The following is an 18,547-nucleotide window of genomic DNA, read 5'->3' as shown; positions in this document are numbered from 1 at the left end:
GTCGCCCCCGCGGCCGACGACGAGGAGGACTCCGTGCCGCTCTCGGAGCACGAGCAGCGAATGCTCGAGCAGATGGAGCGAGCGCTGTACGCCGAAGATCCCAAGTTCGCTACAGCGCTTGAGGGAAGCGGGCTGCGCAGGTACACCCGGCGACGGGTCTACCAGGCGGTAGCCGGTTTTCTGGTGGGTATCGCGCTCCTCATGGCCGGAATGGTTTTCCAGCAGACCTGGGTCAGCGTGGCGGGGTTCCTCGTCATGCTGGGCTGTGCCGTGCTGGCGGTCACCGGATGGCGCAAGGCGCCGAAGCCCGGTGAGCAGCAGCCGGCGGGGAGTGCGAGCGGGGGCGGAGGCGAACGCCGACACCCCAGGCAGCGCCGGTCGATGATGAACCGGATCGAACAGCGGTGGCAGCGCCGCCGCGACGAACAGGGCCAGTGAGCTTTCCGCTTCCCGGCCGGCGGCGGGCAGCCGCCGGCACCGGACGCGGTCCGCGCACACCGAGAACTTGACGCTGGACCTCTCACGTGAGGGGCGGTCGCTGTGAAGCGACCGCCCCTCACGCGTTTCCCGCTCTGCCGGTGACCCGCAACCGTCCCGTTCCTGGAGCCGGGCCCGCTGGCCGCCGGCCCCGCTCCAGGGGATCAGCCCTGCTGCCGTGACGGGCGGCGCAGCCGCGCCGCCCAGCGGTCGCGTCCCGCGCGCTCCGACCACCGGCGGCCGAACTCCGTCCGGCGTTCCGAGAGCGCCCAGATCACCCGGATGGCCGAACGGGGCGCGAGCGTCGCACGCACCTTCGCCCACCGGCCGGCCGAGGCCCACAGTCCCGCCCGGACGGCCCGCACATCATCGGCCGACGCGGAGGCGGGGCCCGGTTCGGGTGCGTACAGCACCTGCTCCACCGCACCCGCCACCCGGTGGACCGCGGCGGCCGCCTGCCCGTCGAGCTGCCCCAGCCGTACGACGCGCGCCGCCGCCTTACGAGGGGTCTGCGACTCGTCCGGCGGAATGCCGTGGTCCCAGGCCGAATCGGTGATCTCCCCCCAGGCGGCCATCACCCTGGCCGCCGCGTCGACGGCCGTACGCCCTCCTGACGAGCCGAGCCTCCGGCCACGAGCCCGTATTCGCCAGAGCATCGGCAGCAGCGGGAGGGTGAGCACCACCAGGGCGCCGATCACCCACAGCGCCACCGTGCCGGCCGGGGTCCCGGGGTCGGCGGAGTCCATCGCGCCGGGGGCCGTGGACGCACCGCACTCACCCTGCTGACGCATCTGCGCGGGGCAGGACTCCGTGGCGGAAGGGGCGGCCGTGGGCGCCGTGGAGGCACCTTCCGTCGGCAGCGCCGGATCGCTGGGGTCCTGCGAGGGAGCGTCCGGCAGGGTGTACGCCGGGGTGGTGCCGCGGGACGGTGTCGGCTCGAAGCGGGTCCAGCCCACGCCCTCGAAATACAGCTCGGGCCAGGCGTGCGCGTCCCGCAGCCCGACCGACACCGAACCGTCCGCCTGGACCGTGCCGGGCGTGAAGCCCACCGCGACCCGGGCCGGGATGCCCAGGGTCCTGGCCATGGCGGCCATCGTGAAGGAGAAGTGGACGCAGAAGCCCTCCTTGTCCTTCAGGAAACGCTCGATCGCGGCGGTGCCGGTGCCCGACGTCACCGTCGTGTCGTAGCGGAAACCGCCCGCCGAGGCGAACCAGTCCTGCAGCTTCACCGCACGCTCGTAGTCGTTGGAGGCACCCGCGGTCACCTGCTGGGCGGTCTCCTCGACCACATCGGGCAGCGACGCGGGAACCCGCGTGTACTCACGGGCCAGGTCCGAACGCGGTTCCATGGCCGCGGCGAGCTGCGCAGCCGTCGGCTCCACCACCAGACTGCTGACCTCGTACCGGGCGCCGCGCGTCGTCTGGCCGTCGTCGCCGACGAGGGTGCGCCCCTCGGGCTCGAACCGCCAGCGGCCCTGGATGTCCACCTCGCTCGCCGGGTAGGGGAGCGGAAGATACGTCTGCTGGTACGAGCGGGACGCCGAGATGTTCGTCCGGATCTCGGTGACGGCGACACCGCCGTCCAGGCCGGCCGGCTGCGGCAGCCTGGCCGGGACGTCCCTCAGCCGGCGGGTCGACGGACGCCACTCGCTGCCGTTGAACTGGTCCAGAGCCAGGATGCGCAGATAGAAGTCCTGCGGGTTCCCCGAGTTGGTGCGGTACGACATCACCTCCCGGTTCTCCGGCTGGTTGAGATTGTTCTGCAGCGAGACCAGCGGGTTCACCGCGGAGATCGTGCCCCCGCCGCTCCCTCTGCCCGACCCTCCTCCTGTGCCGCCCAGGAGCCCGCCGTCGAGCGCGGGCAGGGCCGCGGGTACGGCCAGCGCGATGCCCAGCGCCACGACGCCGATGCGCCGCCCCGTACGGACCGACGCCACGGCGCGCCCGGACCCGTCCAGGCCGGCTGCCAGACCGCCCGACGTACGGGACACACCGCCGAACACCCGTCCCCACCGGGACAGCCGGTCCCGGCCCTCGGCCAGCAGGAGAAGCAGATAGCCGCACGCCGCGAGCAGGAACCAGAGCCAGCCGGCCCCGCCGTCGGAGAGCCCGGCCGCGACCGAGTAGAGGGCGAGCAGCGGCAGACCGGCCGGCGCCGCGGCGCGGAGGGTCACCGCGAGGACGTCCACGGTGAGCCCGATCAGCAGCACGCCGCCGATCAGCATCAGCCGGATGCCGTCCGTCGCCGGTGCCGGAATGGCGTACCTGTTGACGTCGTCGGCGCCCAGGGTCAGCAGCTCCGCGAGCCGCTGGACCGCCTGGGGCCCGGGCACCACACCGAACAGGGCGTGCTCCCTGGCGAACGCCACGGTCAGGGCCAGCAGGGTCACGAGCACCTGGAGGGAGACCGTGAGGATCCGCGCCACGCGCATCCGGCGGGCGAGCACGCCCACACCGCTCTGGAGGGCCAGCAGGAACGCGGCCTGCAGGACCCACTTCGACGTCTCGACCAGGGGCAGCAACGAGCCTGCCGCCAGCATCGTGGCCGCGAAGGCGCACAGCGCCAGCCGGGTACGCCCGCTCATGACCAACTCCCGGAGAGCCCCGTCGTCGTTCCGGCCGCGGGCGACCGGTCGCCCGATCCCTCCTGGCCCGTCTGCTGCCACAGCCGGGCGAGCTCCGCCCCGGGTGGCACCGCCATCGCCGTCCATCCCGCCTCGCGCAGCAGCCGCAAGCGGTCGGAGACGGGTGCCGACGGCACGGCTTCCGCGCCGCGCGCCCACTTGTCGCCGTCCAGCACGAACGCGACGGCCCCCCGGCTGCGCTGCCGCATCCTGGCCGCCACCGCCGTCTGCTCCTCGTCGAGATCGCCGAAGAACGCCACCAGCAGCCCTTCGTTACCCCCGCGCAGCACGTCGTACGCCCGGGAGAGACCGCCCCCGTCGGAGTGGTCGACGACCGCGAGGGTGTCCATCATCAGACCAGCCGAGTCCGCGGACTCCTGGGTAGATCCGGCGAAGCCGTCCGCGCTCTCACCCGGCACGGAGCTCCCCTCGTCCGTGAGCAGCCGCACCGCGTAGCCCCGCTCCAGCATGTGCACCAGCGTGGACGCCGCCCCGGACACCGCCCATTCGAAGGCCGATCCGGGGCCGGCCCCTTGATAGGCGATCCGCCGGGTGTCCAGCAGCACCGTGCACCTCGCGCGCTGCGGCTGTTCCTCCCGCCGCACCATCAGCTCGCCGTAGCGTGCGGTGGAGCGCCAGTGCACCCGGCGCAGGTCGTCACCGTGGCGGTAACCGCGCGGAATGATGTCGTCCTCACCGGCCAGCGCCAGCGAACGCTGCCTGCCGTCGCCGTACCCGGAGGTCGCCCCGGCCAGCCGGAGCGGCGGAAGGGGCTCGGTGCGGGGGATGACCACGAGGGTGTCGTAGGCGCTGAAGGAGCGCGTCAGCTCGCACATCCCGAACGGATCGCTCAGCTGCAGCTGCAGCGGTCCCAGCGGGTAGCGCCCGCGCAGGTCGGAGCGGACCCGGTAGGACACCTCCCGTACGCCGCCCGGCTCCACCCGGTCCAGCACGAAGCGGGGCCGCGGGCCGAGGACGTACGGAACGCGGTCCTGGAGCATGAGCAGGCCCGTGTGCAGGCGGGACACGTTGTCCATGCGCAGATGGACCCGCGCCTCCGATCCCGCCGGCACCCGGGACGGCGACAGCCGGCGGCTGCCGGCCACCCTGTAGCGGGTGCGGTAGAGGACGGTGACGCAGACCAGCGGCAGCACCGCCAGCAGCAGGCCCACCCGGAGCAGGTCGCCCTGGCCCAGCACATAGGCGCAGACCGCCGCCGCCACGCCGGCGGCCAGGAAGGACCGCCCCCGCGTCGTGAGTCCGCCGAGCGCGGCCCGCAGGCCGCCCTTGTCGTCGCTGTCGTCCACGGGGCCGGGCGCCCCGGACGTCATCACAGCCGCCGTGCGCCGGGCTGCCGGCCGTACACCGGGGTGCCCGGATGGTGCTGGGGCTGCGCGGGGGCCGCCGGGCCGCCCGACGTCGGCACCGGGGTGCGCTGCAGGATGTCCAGCACGACCTGCTCGGCCGTACGGCGGTTGAGCTGCGCCTGGGCGGTCGGCAGCAGCCGGTGGGCGAGCACCGCGACCGCGAGGGCCTGGACGTCGTCCGGCAGGGCGTAGTCCCGCCCGCTCAGCGCGGCCGACGCCTTCGCGGCGCGCAGCAGATGCAGGGTCGCGCGCGGCGAGGCCCCGAGTCTGAGATCCGGGTGCTGGCGGGTGGCCGCCACCAGCTGCACGGCGTAGCGCCGGACGGATTCGGCCACGTGGACCGTGCGCACCGCGTCGATCAGCTTCACGATGTCGTGGGCATGGGCCACCGGCTGCAGGTCGTCCAGCGGGGAAGCCCCGCCGTGCACGTCGAGCATCTGGAGCTCGGCCTCGGCGCTCGGGTAGCCGATCGAGACCCGGGCCATGAAGCGGTCGCGCTGCGCCTCGGGCAGGGGGTAGGTCCCCTCCATCTCCACCGGGTTCTGGGTGGCCACGACCATGAAGGGATCGGGCAGCTCGTAGGTGTGCCCGTCGATCGTGACCTGGCGTTCCTCCATCGACTCCAGCAGCGCCGACTGGGTCTTGGGCGACGCGCGGTTGATCTCGTCGCCGATCACGATCTGGGCGAAGATCGCGCCCGGCTTGAACTCGAAGTCCCGTCGCTGCTGATCGAAGATCGAGACCCCGGTGATGTCCGAGGGCAGCAGGTCCGGTGTGAACTGGATGCGCCGCACCGAACAGTCGATGGACCGTGCCAGCGCCTTGGCCAGCATCGTCTTGCCGACCCCGGGCACATCCTCGATCAGGAGATGCCCCTCGGCGAGCAGCACGGTCAGAGAAAGCCGTACGACCTCAGGCTTGCCCTCGATCACACCCTCGACCGACCTGCGTACCCGCTCCGCTGTGGTGGTCAGATCCGTGAGGCTCGCTCGATCGTCATAGGTCGTCACCCGGCCCTCCTCGGCCCCTTGTGCACGGGCCGACGCACAAAGCTGCCCGGCCCGCCCCGAAATACGGACACTCTCCGGAGGACCCGGAGAGATGTCACACCCGCATTCTTGTTGCCGTTACCGCTTCGTGTCACTCGCCTGTGGATAAGTGGGGGCGAAATGCCGGATGTGGTCCGTATGTCGAGGGGTTCAGGAGGCGGGCAGGATCTCGCGCAGCGAGCCGGTGGTCACGTCGAAGACGAAGCCGCGGACGTCGTCCGTGTGCAGGAGGAACGGAGAGGTGCGCACGCGCTGCATCGACTGCCGTACGTCCTGGTCGGCGTCCGTGTAGGCCTCCACCGCCCAGGCCGGGCGCTGTCCGACCTCGAACTCCAGATCCTTCCGGAACTCCTCGGTGATCGATTCCATGCCGCAGTTCGTGTGGTGGATGAGCACGACGCTGCGGGTGCCGAGCGCCCGCTGGCTGATCGTCAGCGACCGGATGACGTCGTCGGTGACGACGCCGCCCGCGTTACGGATGGTGTGGCAGTCGCCGAGCTCCAGGCCGAGCGCGGCGTGGAGGTCGAGGCGGGCGTCCATACAGGCGACCACGGCGACCTGCAGCACGGGCCGCGCGTCCATGCCCGGGTCGCTGAACTCCTCCGCGTAACGCGTGTTCAGTTCGACCAGGCGGTCGGTGACCGTCCCTCCGGAACGGGCGGCGGGGGACGAAGTGGAATCGGTCTGGGCGGAAGTCTGCGCAGAAGTCGACATAGCTATGACGTTAGCGTTCGAGACTGCGCTTGGCGTGCTGTGAAAGGGGACAAAGAACGTCAACGTGGCTTGTTGTGAGGTAACCCACAGGCTTCACCGTCGGGCACCCGGCCGGGTGAGGTTCCCGCTCCGTCGCGGCGGTGCGACGCGCTGCGCGGTTCGTTGATCGGGAATGGATCGAATGGCAGGGTGGACTAAAGTGACGCGAAGTTACCGACACGCCTGCACATTCTGCATATTTTTACATGTTTCGAGTTCCCCGTGATGTGCGGCGTACATGCGGTCCGGCCCTCTCCCGCCCGTCGGCCGGCCGACGCCTCCTTCCCCGGCGCCGGCCGACCTCCCCTTCCGGGCGGGCGGGGACCAGGCCGTATGTGCGGCCACACGGGACATAGCCTGAGAGGGCGCTTTGAGCCAGACCCGACACGTCCCGGTGATGCTCCAGCGATGCCTGGACCTGCTGGCCCCGGCTCTGGAGGCGACGGGACCGAGGCCCCCGGTCGTCGTCGACTGCACCCTCGGGCTCGGTGGGCACAGCGAGGCCCTGCTCGCCGCCTTCCCCGAGGTCCGGCTGGTCGCCCTCGACCGGGACAAGGAAGCGCTGCGGCTCTCGGGCGAGCGCCTCGCCCCGTACGGCGACCGCGCCAGGCTGGTGCACGCGGTCTACGACGAACTCCCCGAGGTCCTCGACCGGCTGGGGATCCCCAAGGTTCAGGGGGTGCTGTTCGACCTCGGTGTCTCCTCCATGCAGCTGGACGAGGCGGACCGCGGCTTCGCGTACGCCCAGGACGCGCCGCTCGACATGCGCATGGACCAGACGACGGGCATCGGCGCGGCCGAGGTGCTCAACACCTACCCGCCGGGCGAACTCGTGCGGATCCTGCGCGCGTACGGCGAGGAGAAGCAGGCCAAGCGCATCGTCTCCGCCGTCGTCCGCGAACGCGAGAAGGAACCCTTCAGCAACAGCGCACGCCTCGTCGAGCTGATCCGTGACTCCCTGCCGCAGGCCGCCAAGCGCACCGGCGGCAATCCGGCCAAGCGCACCTTCCAGGCCCTGCGCATCGAGGTGAACGGTGAACTCACCGTCCTGGAGCGGGCGATTCCGGCGGCGGTGCGGAGTCTCGCCGTCGGCGGCCGGATCGCCGTCCTCTCGTACCACTCGCTGGAGGACCGTCTCGTCAAGCAGGTCTTCGCCGCCGGCGCCGCCAACACGGCGCCGCCCGGACTGCCCGTGGTCCCCGAGCGGTACCAGCCCAGGCTGAAGCTGCTGACCCGCGGCGCCGAACTGCCCACCGAGGACGAGGTCGCCGAGAACCGGCGTGCCGCCCCCGCCAGGCTGCGCGGCGCCCAGCGGATCCGCGAGGAGGAGCGATGAGCGGACCCCGCCGGGCCGGCCGGACACGCATGAGGACGGTGGCACCGCGGTGACCAGGACGGCCGAGCAGATGAAGGGGCGGGCCGGCCGGCTCGCCCGGCTGATGCCGTCGGGGCCGAGCACCGCCGCCCGCACCCCCTTCGTCCTGCTGGTCGTGCTCCTGCTCGCGGGTGGCCTGATCTCGCTCCTGCTGCTGAACTCGGCGCTCAATGAAGGATCGTTCAGACTGAGCAAGCTCAAGCGGGAGACCACCGAGCTCACCGACGAGCAGCAGGCCCTCCAGAGGGACGTCGACAGCTACTCCGAACCCGACGCGCTGGAGCGCCGGGCCAGGGAGCTCGGCATGGTGCCCGGCGGGAGCCCCGCCTTCCTGAACCCGGACGGCACCGTTCGCGGAGAGCCCGAGCGGGCCACCGCGCAGCCTCCCCCCACCGAGGACCCGGAGCCGGAGGCGACTGCGGCCGGACCGGCCTCGTCCTCCGGCTCCGCGTCCCCCGCGACGCCGTCGACGGCCCCCACCGCACCGGCCTCGAACACCCCGACCCCGCCCCCGACGAGCCCCGGCAGGTGACGCAGTGCCGTCCAAGGAACCGCCGCGCCGCCGTGTCCCCGGCCCCGCGCGCTCCCGTAACGCGGCCGGCGGACCGGGGCGCCCCCGGCCCGCCGCCCGTCCTGACGCCCGGCGCCCGCGGAGCCCGGCGGCCAGGAAGCGACGCGGCGGCTCCCCGCGGTCCATCCGGCTGGGCAGCCCGCGCCCCCGGCTGCGCCTGATCAGCCTCTGCCTGACCCTCGTCATGCTGGCGTTCGTCGTCCGGCTCCTCCAGGTCCAGGCCGTCGACGCCGACACGTACTCCGCCAAGGCCGAGAAGAACCGCTATCTGGAGTACACGATCGCCGCCGAACGCGGTGAGATCACCGATCGCAGCGGCATCGCCCTGGCCACCAGCGTCGACGCGCACGACATCACGGCCGATCCGAAGCTCTTCACACCCGAGGACAGCAAGGCCCCGGACGCGCCGCAGCAGGCGGCGGCCCTGCTCGCCCCGATCCTCGGCAAGGACGAGGCGGACCTGGCGAAGAAGCTCTCCGCCCCCAAGAGCCGCTACACGGTGCTGGCACGGCGCCAGACCCCGCAGGTCTGGAAGCAGATCAAGGACCTCAAGTCCGTCTTCGCGGAGAAGGCGGCCGAGGACAAGGCGAAGGGCGGCCCCGGAGCCAACGTCCTGGCCGGGGTCCTCCAGGAGCCCACCACCAAGCGCGTGTACCCCAACGGCGACCTCGCCGCCGGGATACTGGGATTCGTCAACGCCGAGGGCAAGGGCGGCGGCGGCCTGGAAGCACAGCTGAACAAGCAGCTCCAGGGCGAGGACGGCAAGATCCGCTACGCCCAGGCGGGCGGCCGGCCCGTGCCGACCGCCGGCTCCACGGAGATCCCGGCCGTCGCCGGCACCGATGTCGAGCTGACGATCGACCGCGACATCCAGTGGGCGGCCCAGCGCGCCATCGCCGACCAGGTCGAGAAGTCCAAGGCGGACCGCGGCTACGTGGTCGTCCAGAACACGAAGACCGGTGAGGTGCTGGCCATGGCCAACGCCCCCGGCTACGACCCCAACGACCTCGCGCAGAGCAACGCGGCCGCCCTGGGCAACGCCGCGCTCCAGGACGTGTACGAACCCGGCTCCACCAGCAAGGTCATGTCCATGGCCGCGGTGCTGGAGGAGGGGGCGGCCACGCCCGGTACGCACGTCACCGTGCCCAACCGGCTGCACCGGGGCGACCGGCTCTTCCGGGACGACATCGACCACCCCACCTGGTACCTCACGCTCAACGGCGTACTGGCCAAGTCGAGCAACATCGGCACCATCCTGGCCACCGGGCAGCTCGGGAAGACCCAGGCCGAGGCCAACAAGGTCCTGTACTCGTACCTGCGCAAGTTCGGCATCGGCAGCACCACGGGGCTCGACTACCCGGGGGAGTCGCCCGGCATCATCGCCCACCCCAAGGACTGGTCGACCTCGCAGCAGTACACGATCCCGTTCGGCCAGGGACTCTCGCTCAACGCCATGCAGGCCGCCTCGGTCTACCAGACCATCGCCAACGGCGGGGTCCGGATCGAGCCCACCCTGGTCCGCGGGACCAAGGACGCGGACGACCGCTACACGGCGTCCGAAGCCCCGGAACGCACCCGGGTGGTCAGCGAGAAGACGGCCAAGACGCTGGCGAAGATGCTGGAGTCCGTGGTGGACGACGAGGAAGGCACCGGGACCAAGGCCCACATCGAGGGCTACCGGGTCGCGGGCAAGACCGGCACGGCCAACCGTGTCGACCCCGTACGCGGCGTCTACAAGGGCTACACCGCGTCCTTCGCGGGGTTCGCCCCCGCCGACGATCCGCAGATCACCGTCTACTGCGCCATCCAGAACCCCACCAAGGGCAGCTACTTCGGCGGCCAGATCTGTGGCCCGATCTACAAGAAGGTCATGGAGTTCGCCCTGAAGACCCTCCAGACCCCTCCCTCCGGCAGCGATCCCGCCCGGCTGCCGGTGTCCTTCAAGCCCGGCGAGTAACTCGGGGGAACCCTCAGTGACGACCATCACCCCTGATCCCGGGAACCGGAACGAGAAGTACCGCAACCCCGGCCCCTCACTTCGCGAGAGGCCGGGTCCGCCCGGTACGCTCACCGCCGTGCCCCACGCTGATCAGTGTCAAACCACTCAGAAGGACGCGCCTGTGACCTACCCGGGAGCGCCCCGACCGGACAGGCTCCGGCCCACGTCCCTCGGAGAGCTGGCCGCCAGGCTCGGTGCCGGACCGCAGGATTCCGGTGAGGTCACCGGAATCACCCACGACTCCCGGGCCGTGCGTCCCGGAGACGTGTACGCGGCCCTGCCCGGTGCCCGTTTCCACGGTGCCGACTTCGCCGCCCAGGCCGCGGGCCTCGGCGCGGCCGCGATCCTCACCGACCCGGCGGGCGCCGAGCGCGCCGCCGCCACCGGCCTCCCGGTCCTCGTCACCGGGGACCCGCGCGGCCGGATGGGGGACATCGCGGCCGAGATCTACGGACGGCCGGGCGTCGGCCTCCTCCAGATCGGCATCACCGGAACGTCCGGCAAGACCACCACGGCCTACCTCGTCGAGGGCGGGCTGCGCGGCGCCGGACGCAGCACCGGACTGATCGGCACCGTCGAGATGCGGATCGGCGACGAGCGCATCAAGTCGGAGCGCACCACTCCCGAAGCCACCGACCTCCAGGCACTGTTCGCCGTCATGCGCGAACGCGGGGTCGAGGCGGTCGCCATGGAGGTCTCCAGCCACGCCCTGGTGCTCGGCCGGGTCGACGGCTGCGTCTTCGACGTCGCCGTGTTCAACAACCTCAGCCCGGAGCACATGGAGTTCCACTCCGGGATGGAGGACTACTTCCAGGCCAAGGCGCAGCTGTTCACCCCGGAGCGCAGCAAGCTCGGCGTCGTCAACTTCGACGACGAGTACGGCCGCCGACTGGTCAAGGAGGCGTCCGTCCCGGTCGTCACCTTCTCGGCGGAGGGCCACCCGGACGCCGAGTGGCGGGCCGAGGACGTCGAAGTCGGCCCCCGGGACAGCAGCTTCACCGTGATCGGCCCCAAGGGCGAGCGCGTCACCGCCAGGGCCCCGCTGCCCGGCCCGTTCAACGTCGCCAACACCCTCGCCGCGATCGTCACCCTGGCCGTCGCGGGCGTCGACCCGCAGACCGCGGCCGACGGCATCGCGGCCGTCCCCGGCGTACCCGGCCGGCTGGAACGCGTCGACGCCGGACAGCCGTACCTCGCGGTCGTCGACTACGCGCACAAGACCGACGCCGTCGAATCCGTCCTGCGCTCCCTGCGGAAGGTCACCGAGGGCCGGGTGCTCATCGTGCTCGGCTGCGGCGGCGACCGCGACACGACGAAGCGCGGCGCGATGGGCGCCGCTGCGGCACGGCTCGCCGACACGGCCGTACTGACCTCCGACAACCCCCGCTCCGAGGATCCGCTCGCGATCCTCGCCACGATGCTCTCCGGCGCGGCGGAGGTACCCGTCCACGAGCGCGGCGACGTGCTCGTGGAGGCCGACCGGGCCGCGGCCATCGCCGCCGCGGTCGCCCGGGCCGAACCCGGCGACACCGTGCTGGTGGCCGGAAAGGGACACGAGCAGGGCCAGGACATCCACGGAGTGGTGCGCCCCTTCGACGACCGGAAGGTCCTGCGCGAGGCCATCGAACGCTCCCTGGGGCGCACGGACGCCGCGCACGCCGAGGACCGCGTACACACCCACGAGAACAACAGTCAGGGATGACCAAGTGATCGCCCTTTCCCTCGCCGAGATCGCCGGAATCGTCGGCGGGCAGCCGCACGACGTACCGGACGGCTCCGCCGTCGTCACCGGCCCCGTCGTCATCGACTCCCGGGAGGTGCGGCAGGGCTCCCTGTTCGCCGCGTTCGCCGGTGAGCGTGTCGACGGCCACGACTACGCGCAGCGCGCCGTCGAGGCGGGCGCGGTGGCCGTGCTCGCCGCCCGCCCCGTCGGTGCCCCGGCGATCGTCGTCGATGATGTCGTGGCCGCCCTCGGCGCCCTCGCCCGCGCCGTCGTGGAACGCCTCGGCACCACCGTCGTCGCGCTGACCGGCTCGGCCGGCAAGACGTCCACGAAGGACCTGATCGCCCAGCTGCTGGAGCGCAAGGCGCCCACGGTCTGGACGCCGGGCTCCCTCAACAACGAGATCGGTCTGCCGCTCACCGCGCTGCGCGCGACGGCGGAAACTCGCCATCTCGTGCTGGAGATGGGTGCGCGGGGTATCGGCCACATCCACTACCTCGCCGACCTGACCCCCCCGCGGATCGGCCTGGTCCTCAACGTGGGCAGCGCCCACATCGGGGAGTTCGGCAGCCGCGAGGCGATCGCCCAGGCCAAGGGCGAGCTCGTCGAGGTCCTCCCGGAGGACGGCGCCGCGATCCTCAACGCCGACGACCCGCTCGTGCGGGCCATGGCGTCCCGTACAGAAGCGCGGGTGCTCCTCTTCGGAGAGGCCCCGGATGCGGACGTACGGGGAGAGAACGTGCGGCTCACGGACGACGGCCGCCCTGCTTTCGCGCTCCACACCCCGACCGGGTGCAGCGACGTGACCTTGCGCCTGTACGGTGAGCACCACGTGTCGAACGCGCTCGCCGCGGCCGCCGTCGCCCATGAGTTGGGCATGTCCGTGACCGAGATCGCCGATGCGCTCTCCGGGGCGGGCACCCTCTCCCGCTGGCGCATGGAGGTCACCGAGCGTCCGGACGGTGTGACGGTCGTCAATGACGCCTACAACGCGAACCCCGAATCCATGAAGGCCGCACTCCGTGCGCTGGCCGCCATGGGCAAGGCCCGACAGGCAGCCGGGGGGCGCACGTGGGCGGTGCTCGGTCAGATGGCCGAGCTCGGTGACGCGTCGCTCGCCGAGCACGACGCGGTCGGACGGCTCGCCGTCCGGCTCAACGTCAGCAAGCTCGTCGCTGTCGGGGGACTAGAAGCCTCCTGGCTGCAACTGGGCGCATATAACGAGGGTTCGTGGGGTGAGGAGTCGGTGCACGTGTCCGACGCACAGGCGGCCGTCGACCTGTTGCGCAGTGAACTGCGCCCGGGAGACGTCGTGCTGGTGAAGGCGTCCCGGTCGGTCGGCCTGGAGAAGGTCGCCCTGGCACTGCTGGAGACGACCGAGGGCGAGGTCGCCGTCCGATGAGGCAGATCCTCTTCGCGGGAGCCATAGGGCTCTTCCTGACCCTGGTCGGCACCCCGCTGCTGATCAAACTTCTGGCCCGCAAGGGCTACGGGCAGTTCATCCGGGACGACGGCCCGCGTACCCACGGCAGTAAGAAGGGCACGCCCACCATGGGTGGCATCGCCTTCATCCTGGCGACGATCATCGCGTACGTGCTCGCGCACGTGATCACCGGTGAGGACATCCGCTTCTCCGGCGTCCTCGTCCTGTTCCTGATGGCCGGGATGGGCCTCGTCGGCTTCCTCGACGACTACATCAAGATCGTCAAGCAGCGCTCGCTGGGCCTGCGCGCCAAGGCGAAGATGGCCGGCCAGCTGATCGTCGGTATCGCGTTCGCCGTGCTCTCGCTCCAGTTCGCCGACCTCCGGGGCAACACCCCGGCCTCGACCCGGCTCTCCTTCGTCGAGGACTTCGGCTGGTCCATCGGCCCGGTGCTGTTCGTCGTCTGGGCGCTGTTCATGATCCTCGCCATGTCCAACGGCGTGAACCTGACGGACGGTCTGGACGGCCTGGCCACCGGCGCGTCGGTGATGGTCTTCGGTGCGTACACCTTCATCGGGCTGTGGCAGTTCCAGGAGTCCTGCGCCAACGCGATCACCCTCACCAACCCACAGGCCTGTTTCGAGGTACGGGACCCACTCGACCTGGCCGTCGTCGCCTCGGCACTGATGGGCTCCTGCTTCGGCTTCCTGTGGTGGAACACCTCGCCCGCCAAGATCTTCATGGGTGACACCGGTTCGCTCGCCCTCGGCGGAGCGCTCGCCGGTCTGGCGATCTGCTCCCGCACCGAGTTCCTGATGGCCATCCTCGGCGGCCTCTTCGTGATGATCACCATGTCGGTGGTCATCCAGGTCGGCTCGTTCAAGATGACCGGCAAGCGGGTCTTCCGCATGGCGCCGCTCCAGCACCACTTCGAACTCAAGGGGTGGTCCGAAGTCCTTGTCGTGGTCCGCTTCTGGATCATCCAGGGCATGTGCGTGATCGTCGGACTCGGCCTCTTCTACGCGGGATGGGCAGCCAAGAAGTGAACGACGTGGACTGGCAGGGCAAGCACGTCACGGTGGCCGGGCTCGGCGTCAGCGGTATCCCCGCGGCCCGCGCCCTGCACGAGCGGGGGGCTCTCGTCACCGTCGTCAACGACGGCGACGACGAGCGCTCCCGCGCCCAGGCCGCCGATCTGGAGGCGCTCGGAGTCACCGTGCGCCTCGGCGACGGCGACACCCTGCCGGAGTCCACCGAGCTCGTGGTCACGGCCCCCGGCTGGAAGCCCGGCAAGCCGCTCTTCCAGGCGGCCGCCGTGGCCGGTGTCCCCGTCTGGGGCGACGTCGAACTCGCCTGGCGGCTGCGGGGCCCCGACGCCGCACCCTGGCTCGCGGTCACCGGCACCAACGGCAAGACCACGACCGTGCGGATGCTCGCCTCGATCCTCGAGGCCGCCGGCCTGCGCACGGCCGCGGTCGGCAACATCGGGGTCTCCCTGCTGGACGCCGTGCTCGGCGAGGAGACGTACGACGTACTCGCCGTCGAGCTCTCCAGCTACCAGCTCCACTGGGCGCCCTCGCTGCGCGCCCACTCCGGGGCCGTGCTCAACCTGGCCCCGGACCACCTCGACTGGCACGGCTCCATGGCGGGTTACGCCGCCGACAAGGGCCGGATCTACGAGGGCAACAGCGTCGCCTGCGTCTACAACGCGCAGGACGGGGCGACGGAGGACCTCGTGCGCGAGGCCGACGTCGAGGAGGGCTGCCGGGCCATCGGGTTCACCCTCGGTACGCCGGGCCCCTCCCAGCTCGGGGTGGTCGACGGCATCCTCGTCGACCGGGCCTTCGTGGCCAACCGGCAGAAGCAGGCCCAGGAGCTCGCCGAGGTCGGCGACGTCAATCCGCCGGCCCCGCACAACATCGCCAACGCCCTGGCGGCGGCGGCCCTCGCCCGCGCCTTCGGCGTACCGCCGTCGGCCGTGCGCGACGGGCTCCGGGCCTTCCGCCCCGACGCCCACCGCATCGAACACGTCGCCGATGTCTCCGGGGTCTCGTACATCGACGACTCCAAGGCCACCAACACCCATGCCGCCGAGGCCTCCCTCGCCGCCTACGAGCCGATCGTCTGGATCGCCGGCGGCCTCGCCAAGGGCGCCACCTTCGACGAACTGGTCAGCGGGGCCGCGAAGCGGCTGAGGGGGGTCGTGCTGATGGGCGCCGACCGGGCGCTGATCCGCGAAGCCCTGGCGCGACACGCCCCCGAGGTACCCGTGGTCGACCTCGACCGGACCGACACTGGGGCGATGTCCGCAGCGGTCCGTGAAGCGGCACGGCTGGCCCGGCACGGTGACACCGTCCTGCTGGCCCCGGCCTGTGCCTCGATGGACATGTTCGTCAACTACAACAAGCGGGGCGAGGCGTTCGCGGACGCGGTCCGCCAACTCGCCGACGAGAGCGCCTGACGGACCCGGTCTCCGCGTCGTACTGTCCCGGAGGACCGGGAGGGTCCCGGGACCCGGCACGAGCAGCACCGCCGGGGGCCGGGGCCCCGGGCGACAGCCCCGGGCACGAGCAGTGGAGGGGACAGCGACAATGCCGGCCGACGAGAGCTCAGCCGCGCGCGGAGCCGGCCGTTCACGGGCCACCGCCGCGATCGACCGGGTGCTCACCCCGCCCCTGCTCGCCGGACCGCTGCCCGCGGGCCCAGGGCCGCTGGCCGGGCTCGCCCTGCGGAGCCGGCCCGCCACCGGCCCCCGACGGCCCCCCTCGCCGCGTGGCGGGGGACCGTCCAGGTCCGGCGGCGGGCAGCCCAGGCCGCGCCGGGGCGCCGGGGTGCGGCGGACGTACGAGCGGGCACGACGGGCCTGGGACCGGCCTCTGACCGCGTACTACCTGATCCTCGGTGCCGGCATGCTCATCACCGTGCTCGGCCTCGTCATGGTCTACTCCGCCTCGATGATCAAGGCGCTGGAGCTGGCACGGCCCGGCACCTACTTCTTCCGCAAGCAGTTCATCGCCGCCGTGATCGGGGCCGGCCTGATGCTGCTGGCCTCCAGGATGCCCGTCAAACTCCACCGGGCGCTGGCCTACCCGCTGCTCATGGGCACGGTCTTCCTGATGGTCCTGGTCCAGGTGCCGGGGATAGGGATGTCGGTCAACGGCAACCAGAACTGGATCTATCTCGGCGGCCCCTTCCAGCTCCAGCCCAGCGAGTTCGGCAAGCTCGCCCTCATCCTCTGGGGCGCGGACCTGCTCGCCCGCAAACAGGACAAGCGGCTGCTGGCCCAGTGGAAGCACATGCTCGTGCCGCTCGTGCCGGTCGCGTTCATGCTGCTCGGACTGATCATGCTCGGCGGCGACATGGGCACCGCGATCATCCTCACCGCGATCCTCTTCGGCCTGCTCTGGCTCGCAGGCGCTCCCACCAGGCTCTTCGCCGGTGTGCTCGCCTTCGCGTGCCTCATCGGCTTCCTGCTCATCAAGACCAGCCCCAACCGGATGTCCCGGCTCGGCTGCATCGGAGCGTCCGAACCCGGCCCCGGCGACTCGTGCTGGCAGGCGGTGCACGGAATCTATGCTCTCGCTTCAGGCGGATGGTTCGGTTCCGGGCTCGGTGCGAGTGTGGAAAAATGGGGTCAACTTCCCGAACCGCACACCGACTTCATCTTCGCCATCACCGGGGAGGAACTGGGCCTGGCGGGGACGCTGTCGGTGCTGGCCCTCTTCGCGGCTCTAGGCTATGCGGGTATCCGCGTGGCCGGACGCACGGAGGACCCCTTCGTGAGGTACGCAGCGGGAGGCGTGACCACCTGGATCACGGCGCAGGCCGTGATCAACATCGGTGCGGTGCTCGGCCTGTTGCCGATCGCCGGTGTCCCGTTGCCGCTGTTCTCCTACGGGGGTTCCGCCCTGCTGCCGACCATGTTCGCTGTCGGACTCCTGATCGCCTTCGCGCGAGAGGACCCGGCGGCGAGAGCGGCCCTGGCCATGCGGAGGCCCGGGGTCAGATGGAAGACGATGAGACGGCGCGTCATGAAGCGTCCGTCCGGAGAGCGGTGAATTTCGGTGCATGTCGTACTCGCCGGCGGGGGGACCGCCGGGCACATCGAGCCCGCGCTTGCCCTCGCAGACGCCCTGCGGAGGCAGGACCCGACCGTGGGAATCACTGCCCTCGGCACGGAGCGCGGACTCGAGACCAGGCTCGTACCCGAGCGGGGGTACGAACTGGCACTGATCCCTGCCGTACCGCTGCCGCGTAAGCCCACCCCCGAGCTGATCACCGTCCCGGGGCGGCTGCGCGGCACCATCAAGGCCGCCGAGCAGATCCTGGAGCGCACCAAGGCGGACTGCGTGGTCGGCTTCGGCGGCTACGTCGCCCTGCCCGGCTACCTCGCCGCCAAGCGCGCCGGAGTCCCGATCGTCGTCCACGAGGCCAACGCCCGGCCGGGCCTGGCCAACAAGATCGGTTCGCGGTACGCCCACGGCGTGGCCGTCTCCACCCCGGACAGCAAGCTGCGCGGTGCCCGCTACATCGGCATCCCGCTGCGCCGCACCATCGCCACCCTCGACCGGGCCCGGGTCCGCCCGGAGGCGCGTGCCGCCTTCGGTCTCGACCCCAACCTGCCGACGCTGCTCGTCTCCGGCGGCTCGCAGGGCGCCCGCCACCTCAACGAGGTGGTCCAGCGGATCGCCCCGCTGCTCCAGCGGTCCGGGATCCAGATCCTGCACGTGGTCGGCCCGAAGAACGAAATGCCGCGCATCGACAACATGCCGGGGATGCCGCCCTACATCCCGGTACCGTACGTGGACCGGATGGATCTCGCCTACGCCGCGGCCGACATGATGCTCTGCCGCGCGGGCGCGATGACCGTCGCCGAGCTCTCCGCCGTCGGGCTGCCCGCCGCCTACGTCCCGTTGCCGATCGGCAACGGCGAACAGCGGCTCAACGCCCAGCCGGTGGTCAACGCCGGCGGTGGTCTGCTGGTGGACGACGCGGCGCTCACCCCGGAATGGGTGCAGGGCAACGTCCTTCCGGTGCTCTCGGACCCGCACCGGCTGTACGAGATGTCCCGTGCCGCCGCGGAGTTCGGGCGACGGGACGCCGACGACCTGCTCGTCGGCATGGTGTACGAAGCGATTGCCGCACGCCGCAAGGCGTGAGGCGGTGCGGACCCGGGGCACGCGCCC

General features: G+C 71.5%; 14 protein-coding genes. 10 read left to right on the top strand and 4 right to left on the bottom strand.

Annotation, left to right across the window (positions count from 1 at the left end; genetic code table 11):
- Positions 1-33: 33 nt before the first annotated feature.
- Entirely contained in the window at positions 34-438 is a 405-nt protein-coding gene (locus ACIBCU_RS01655; RefSeq protein WP_033303312.1) for a DUF3040 domain-containing protein, read from the top strand.
- Between the two features lie 203 nt (positions 439-641).
- Here the strand turns inward: ACIBCU_RS01655 and ACIBCU_RS01650 are convergent, their stop codons facing one another.
- The 4 genes from ACIBCU_RS01650 to ACIBCU_RS01635 all read right to left on the bottom strand — a co-directional run bounded on the left by ACIBCU_RS01650 (position 642) and on the right by ACIBCU_RS01635 (position 6,231).
- Complete coding sequence (locus tag ACIBCU_RS01650) at positions 642-3,062, bottom strand: DUF3488 and DUF4129 domain-containing transglutaminase family protein (protein WP_399228490.1); 2,421 nt, start codon at positions 3,060-3,062, stop codon at positions 642-644.
- Positions 3,059-4,432 carry a DUF58 domain-containing protein gene (locus tag ACIBCU_RS01645; protein WP_399228488.1) on the bottom strand — a complete coding sequence of 458 codons (1,374 nt, stop codon included), beginning with the start codon at positions 4,430-4,432 and terminating at the stop codon, positions 3,059-3,061. Before ACIBCU_RS01645 ends, ACIBCU_RS01650 begins: the two co-directional genes overlap by 4 nt.
- A complete protein-coding gene (locus tag ACIBCU_RS01640; RefSeq protein WP_362930462.1) occupies positions 4,432-5,478 on the bottom strand; it encodes a MoxR family ATPase in 1,047 nt (348 codons plus the stop codon). The genes ACIBCU_RS01645 and ACIBCU_RS01640 overlap by 1 nt, the downstream gene beginning before the upstream one ends.
- A gap of 189 nt (positions 5,479-5,667) precedes the next feature.
- A complete protein-coding gene (locus tag ACIBCU_RS01635; protein WP_362930460.1) occupies positions 5,668-6,231 on the bottom strand; it encodes a carbonic anhydrase in 564 nt (187 codons plus the stop codon).
- 409 nt (positions 6,232-6,640) lie between these two features.
- Between ACIBCU_RS01635 and rsmH the strand changes: the two genes are divergently transcribed.
- From rsmH to murG, 9 genes are all read left to right on the top strand, one after another.
- Positions 6,641-7,606 carry a 16S rRNA (cytosine(1402)-N(4))-methyltransferase RsmH gene (rsmH, locus tag ACIBCU_RS01630; protein WP_399228484.1) on the top strand — a complete coding sequence of 322 codons (966 nt, stop codon included), beginning with the start codon at positions 6,641-6,643 and terminating at the stop codon, positions 7,604-7,606.
- Positions 7,607-7,655: 49 nt separating this feature from the next.
- Positions 7,656-8,177, top strand: a complete 522-nt coding sequence (locus tag ACIBCU_RS01625) for a septum formation initiator family protein (RefSeq protein WP_399228482.1) — start codon at positions 7,656-7,658, stop codon at positions 8,175-8,177.
- Between the two features lie 4 nt (positions 8,178-8,181).
- Positions 8,182-10,173, top strand: a complete 1,992-nt coding sequence (locus ACIBCU_RS01620; RefSeq protein ID WP_399228480.1) for a penicillin-binding transpeptidase domain-containing protein — start codon at positions 8,182-8,184, stop codon at positions 10,171-10,173.
- 16 nt (positions 10,174-10,189) lie between these two features.
- Positions 10,190-11,917, top strand: a complete 1,728-nt coding sequence (locus ACIBCU_RS01615; protein ID WP_399228478.1) for a UDP-N-acetylmuramoyl-L-alanyl-D-glutamate--2,6-diaminopimelate ligase — start codon at positions 10,190-10,192, stop codon at positions 11,915-11,917.
- Between the two features lie 4 nt (positions 11,918-11,921).
- Complete coding sequence (gene murF, locus ACIBCU_RS01610; protein WP_362930450.1) at positions 11,922-13,340, top strand: UDP-N-acetylmuramoyl-tripeptide--D-alanyl-D-alanine ligase; 1,419 nt, start codon at positions 11,922-11,924, stop codon at positions 13,338-13,340.
- Complete coding sequence (mraY, locus tag ACIBCU_RS01605) at positions 13,337-14,407, top strand: phospho-N-acetylmuramoyl-pentapeptide-transferase (RefSeq protein WP_362930447.1); 1,071 nt, start codon at positions 13,337-13,339, stop codon at positions 14,405-14,407. Before murF ends, mraY begins: the two co-directional genes overlap by 4 nt.
- Complete coding sequence (gene murD, locus ACIBCU_RS01600) at positions 14,389-15,822, top strand: UDP-N-acetylmuramoyl-L-alanine--D-glutamate ligase (RefSeq protein ID WP_362930445.1); 1,434 nt, start codon at positions 14,389-14,391, stop codon at positions 15,820-15,822. The genes mraY and murD overlap by 19 nt, the downstream gene beginning before the upstream one ends.
- Positions 15,823-15,952: 130 nt before the next feature.
- Positions 15,953-17,419 (top strand): putative lipid II flippase FtsW, encoded by a 1,467-nt coding sequence (ftsW, locus tag ACIBCU_RS01595; RefSeq protein ID WP_399228474.1) that lies wholly within the window; start codon positions 15,953-15,955, stop codon positions 17,417-17,419.
- Between the two features lie 6 nt (positions 17,420-17,425).
- Complete coding sequence (gene murG / locus ACIBCU_RS01590) at positions 17,426-18,520, top strand: undecaprenyldiphospho-muramoylpentapeptide beta-N-acetylglucosaminyltransferase (RefSeq protein ID WP_362930441.1); 1,095 nt, start codon at positions 17,426-17,428, stop codon at positions 18,518-18,520.
- Positions 18,521-18,547 lie beyond the last annotated feature (27 nt).

The organism is Streptomyces sp. NPDC051064, assembly GCF_044455985.1.
Taxonomy (GTDB): domain Bacteria; phylum Actinomycetota; class Actinomycetes; order Streptomycetales; family Streptomycetaceae; genus Streptomyces.
This window is presented reverse-complemented; position numbering and strand designations above follow the sequence as displayed.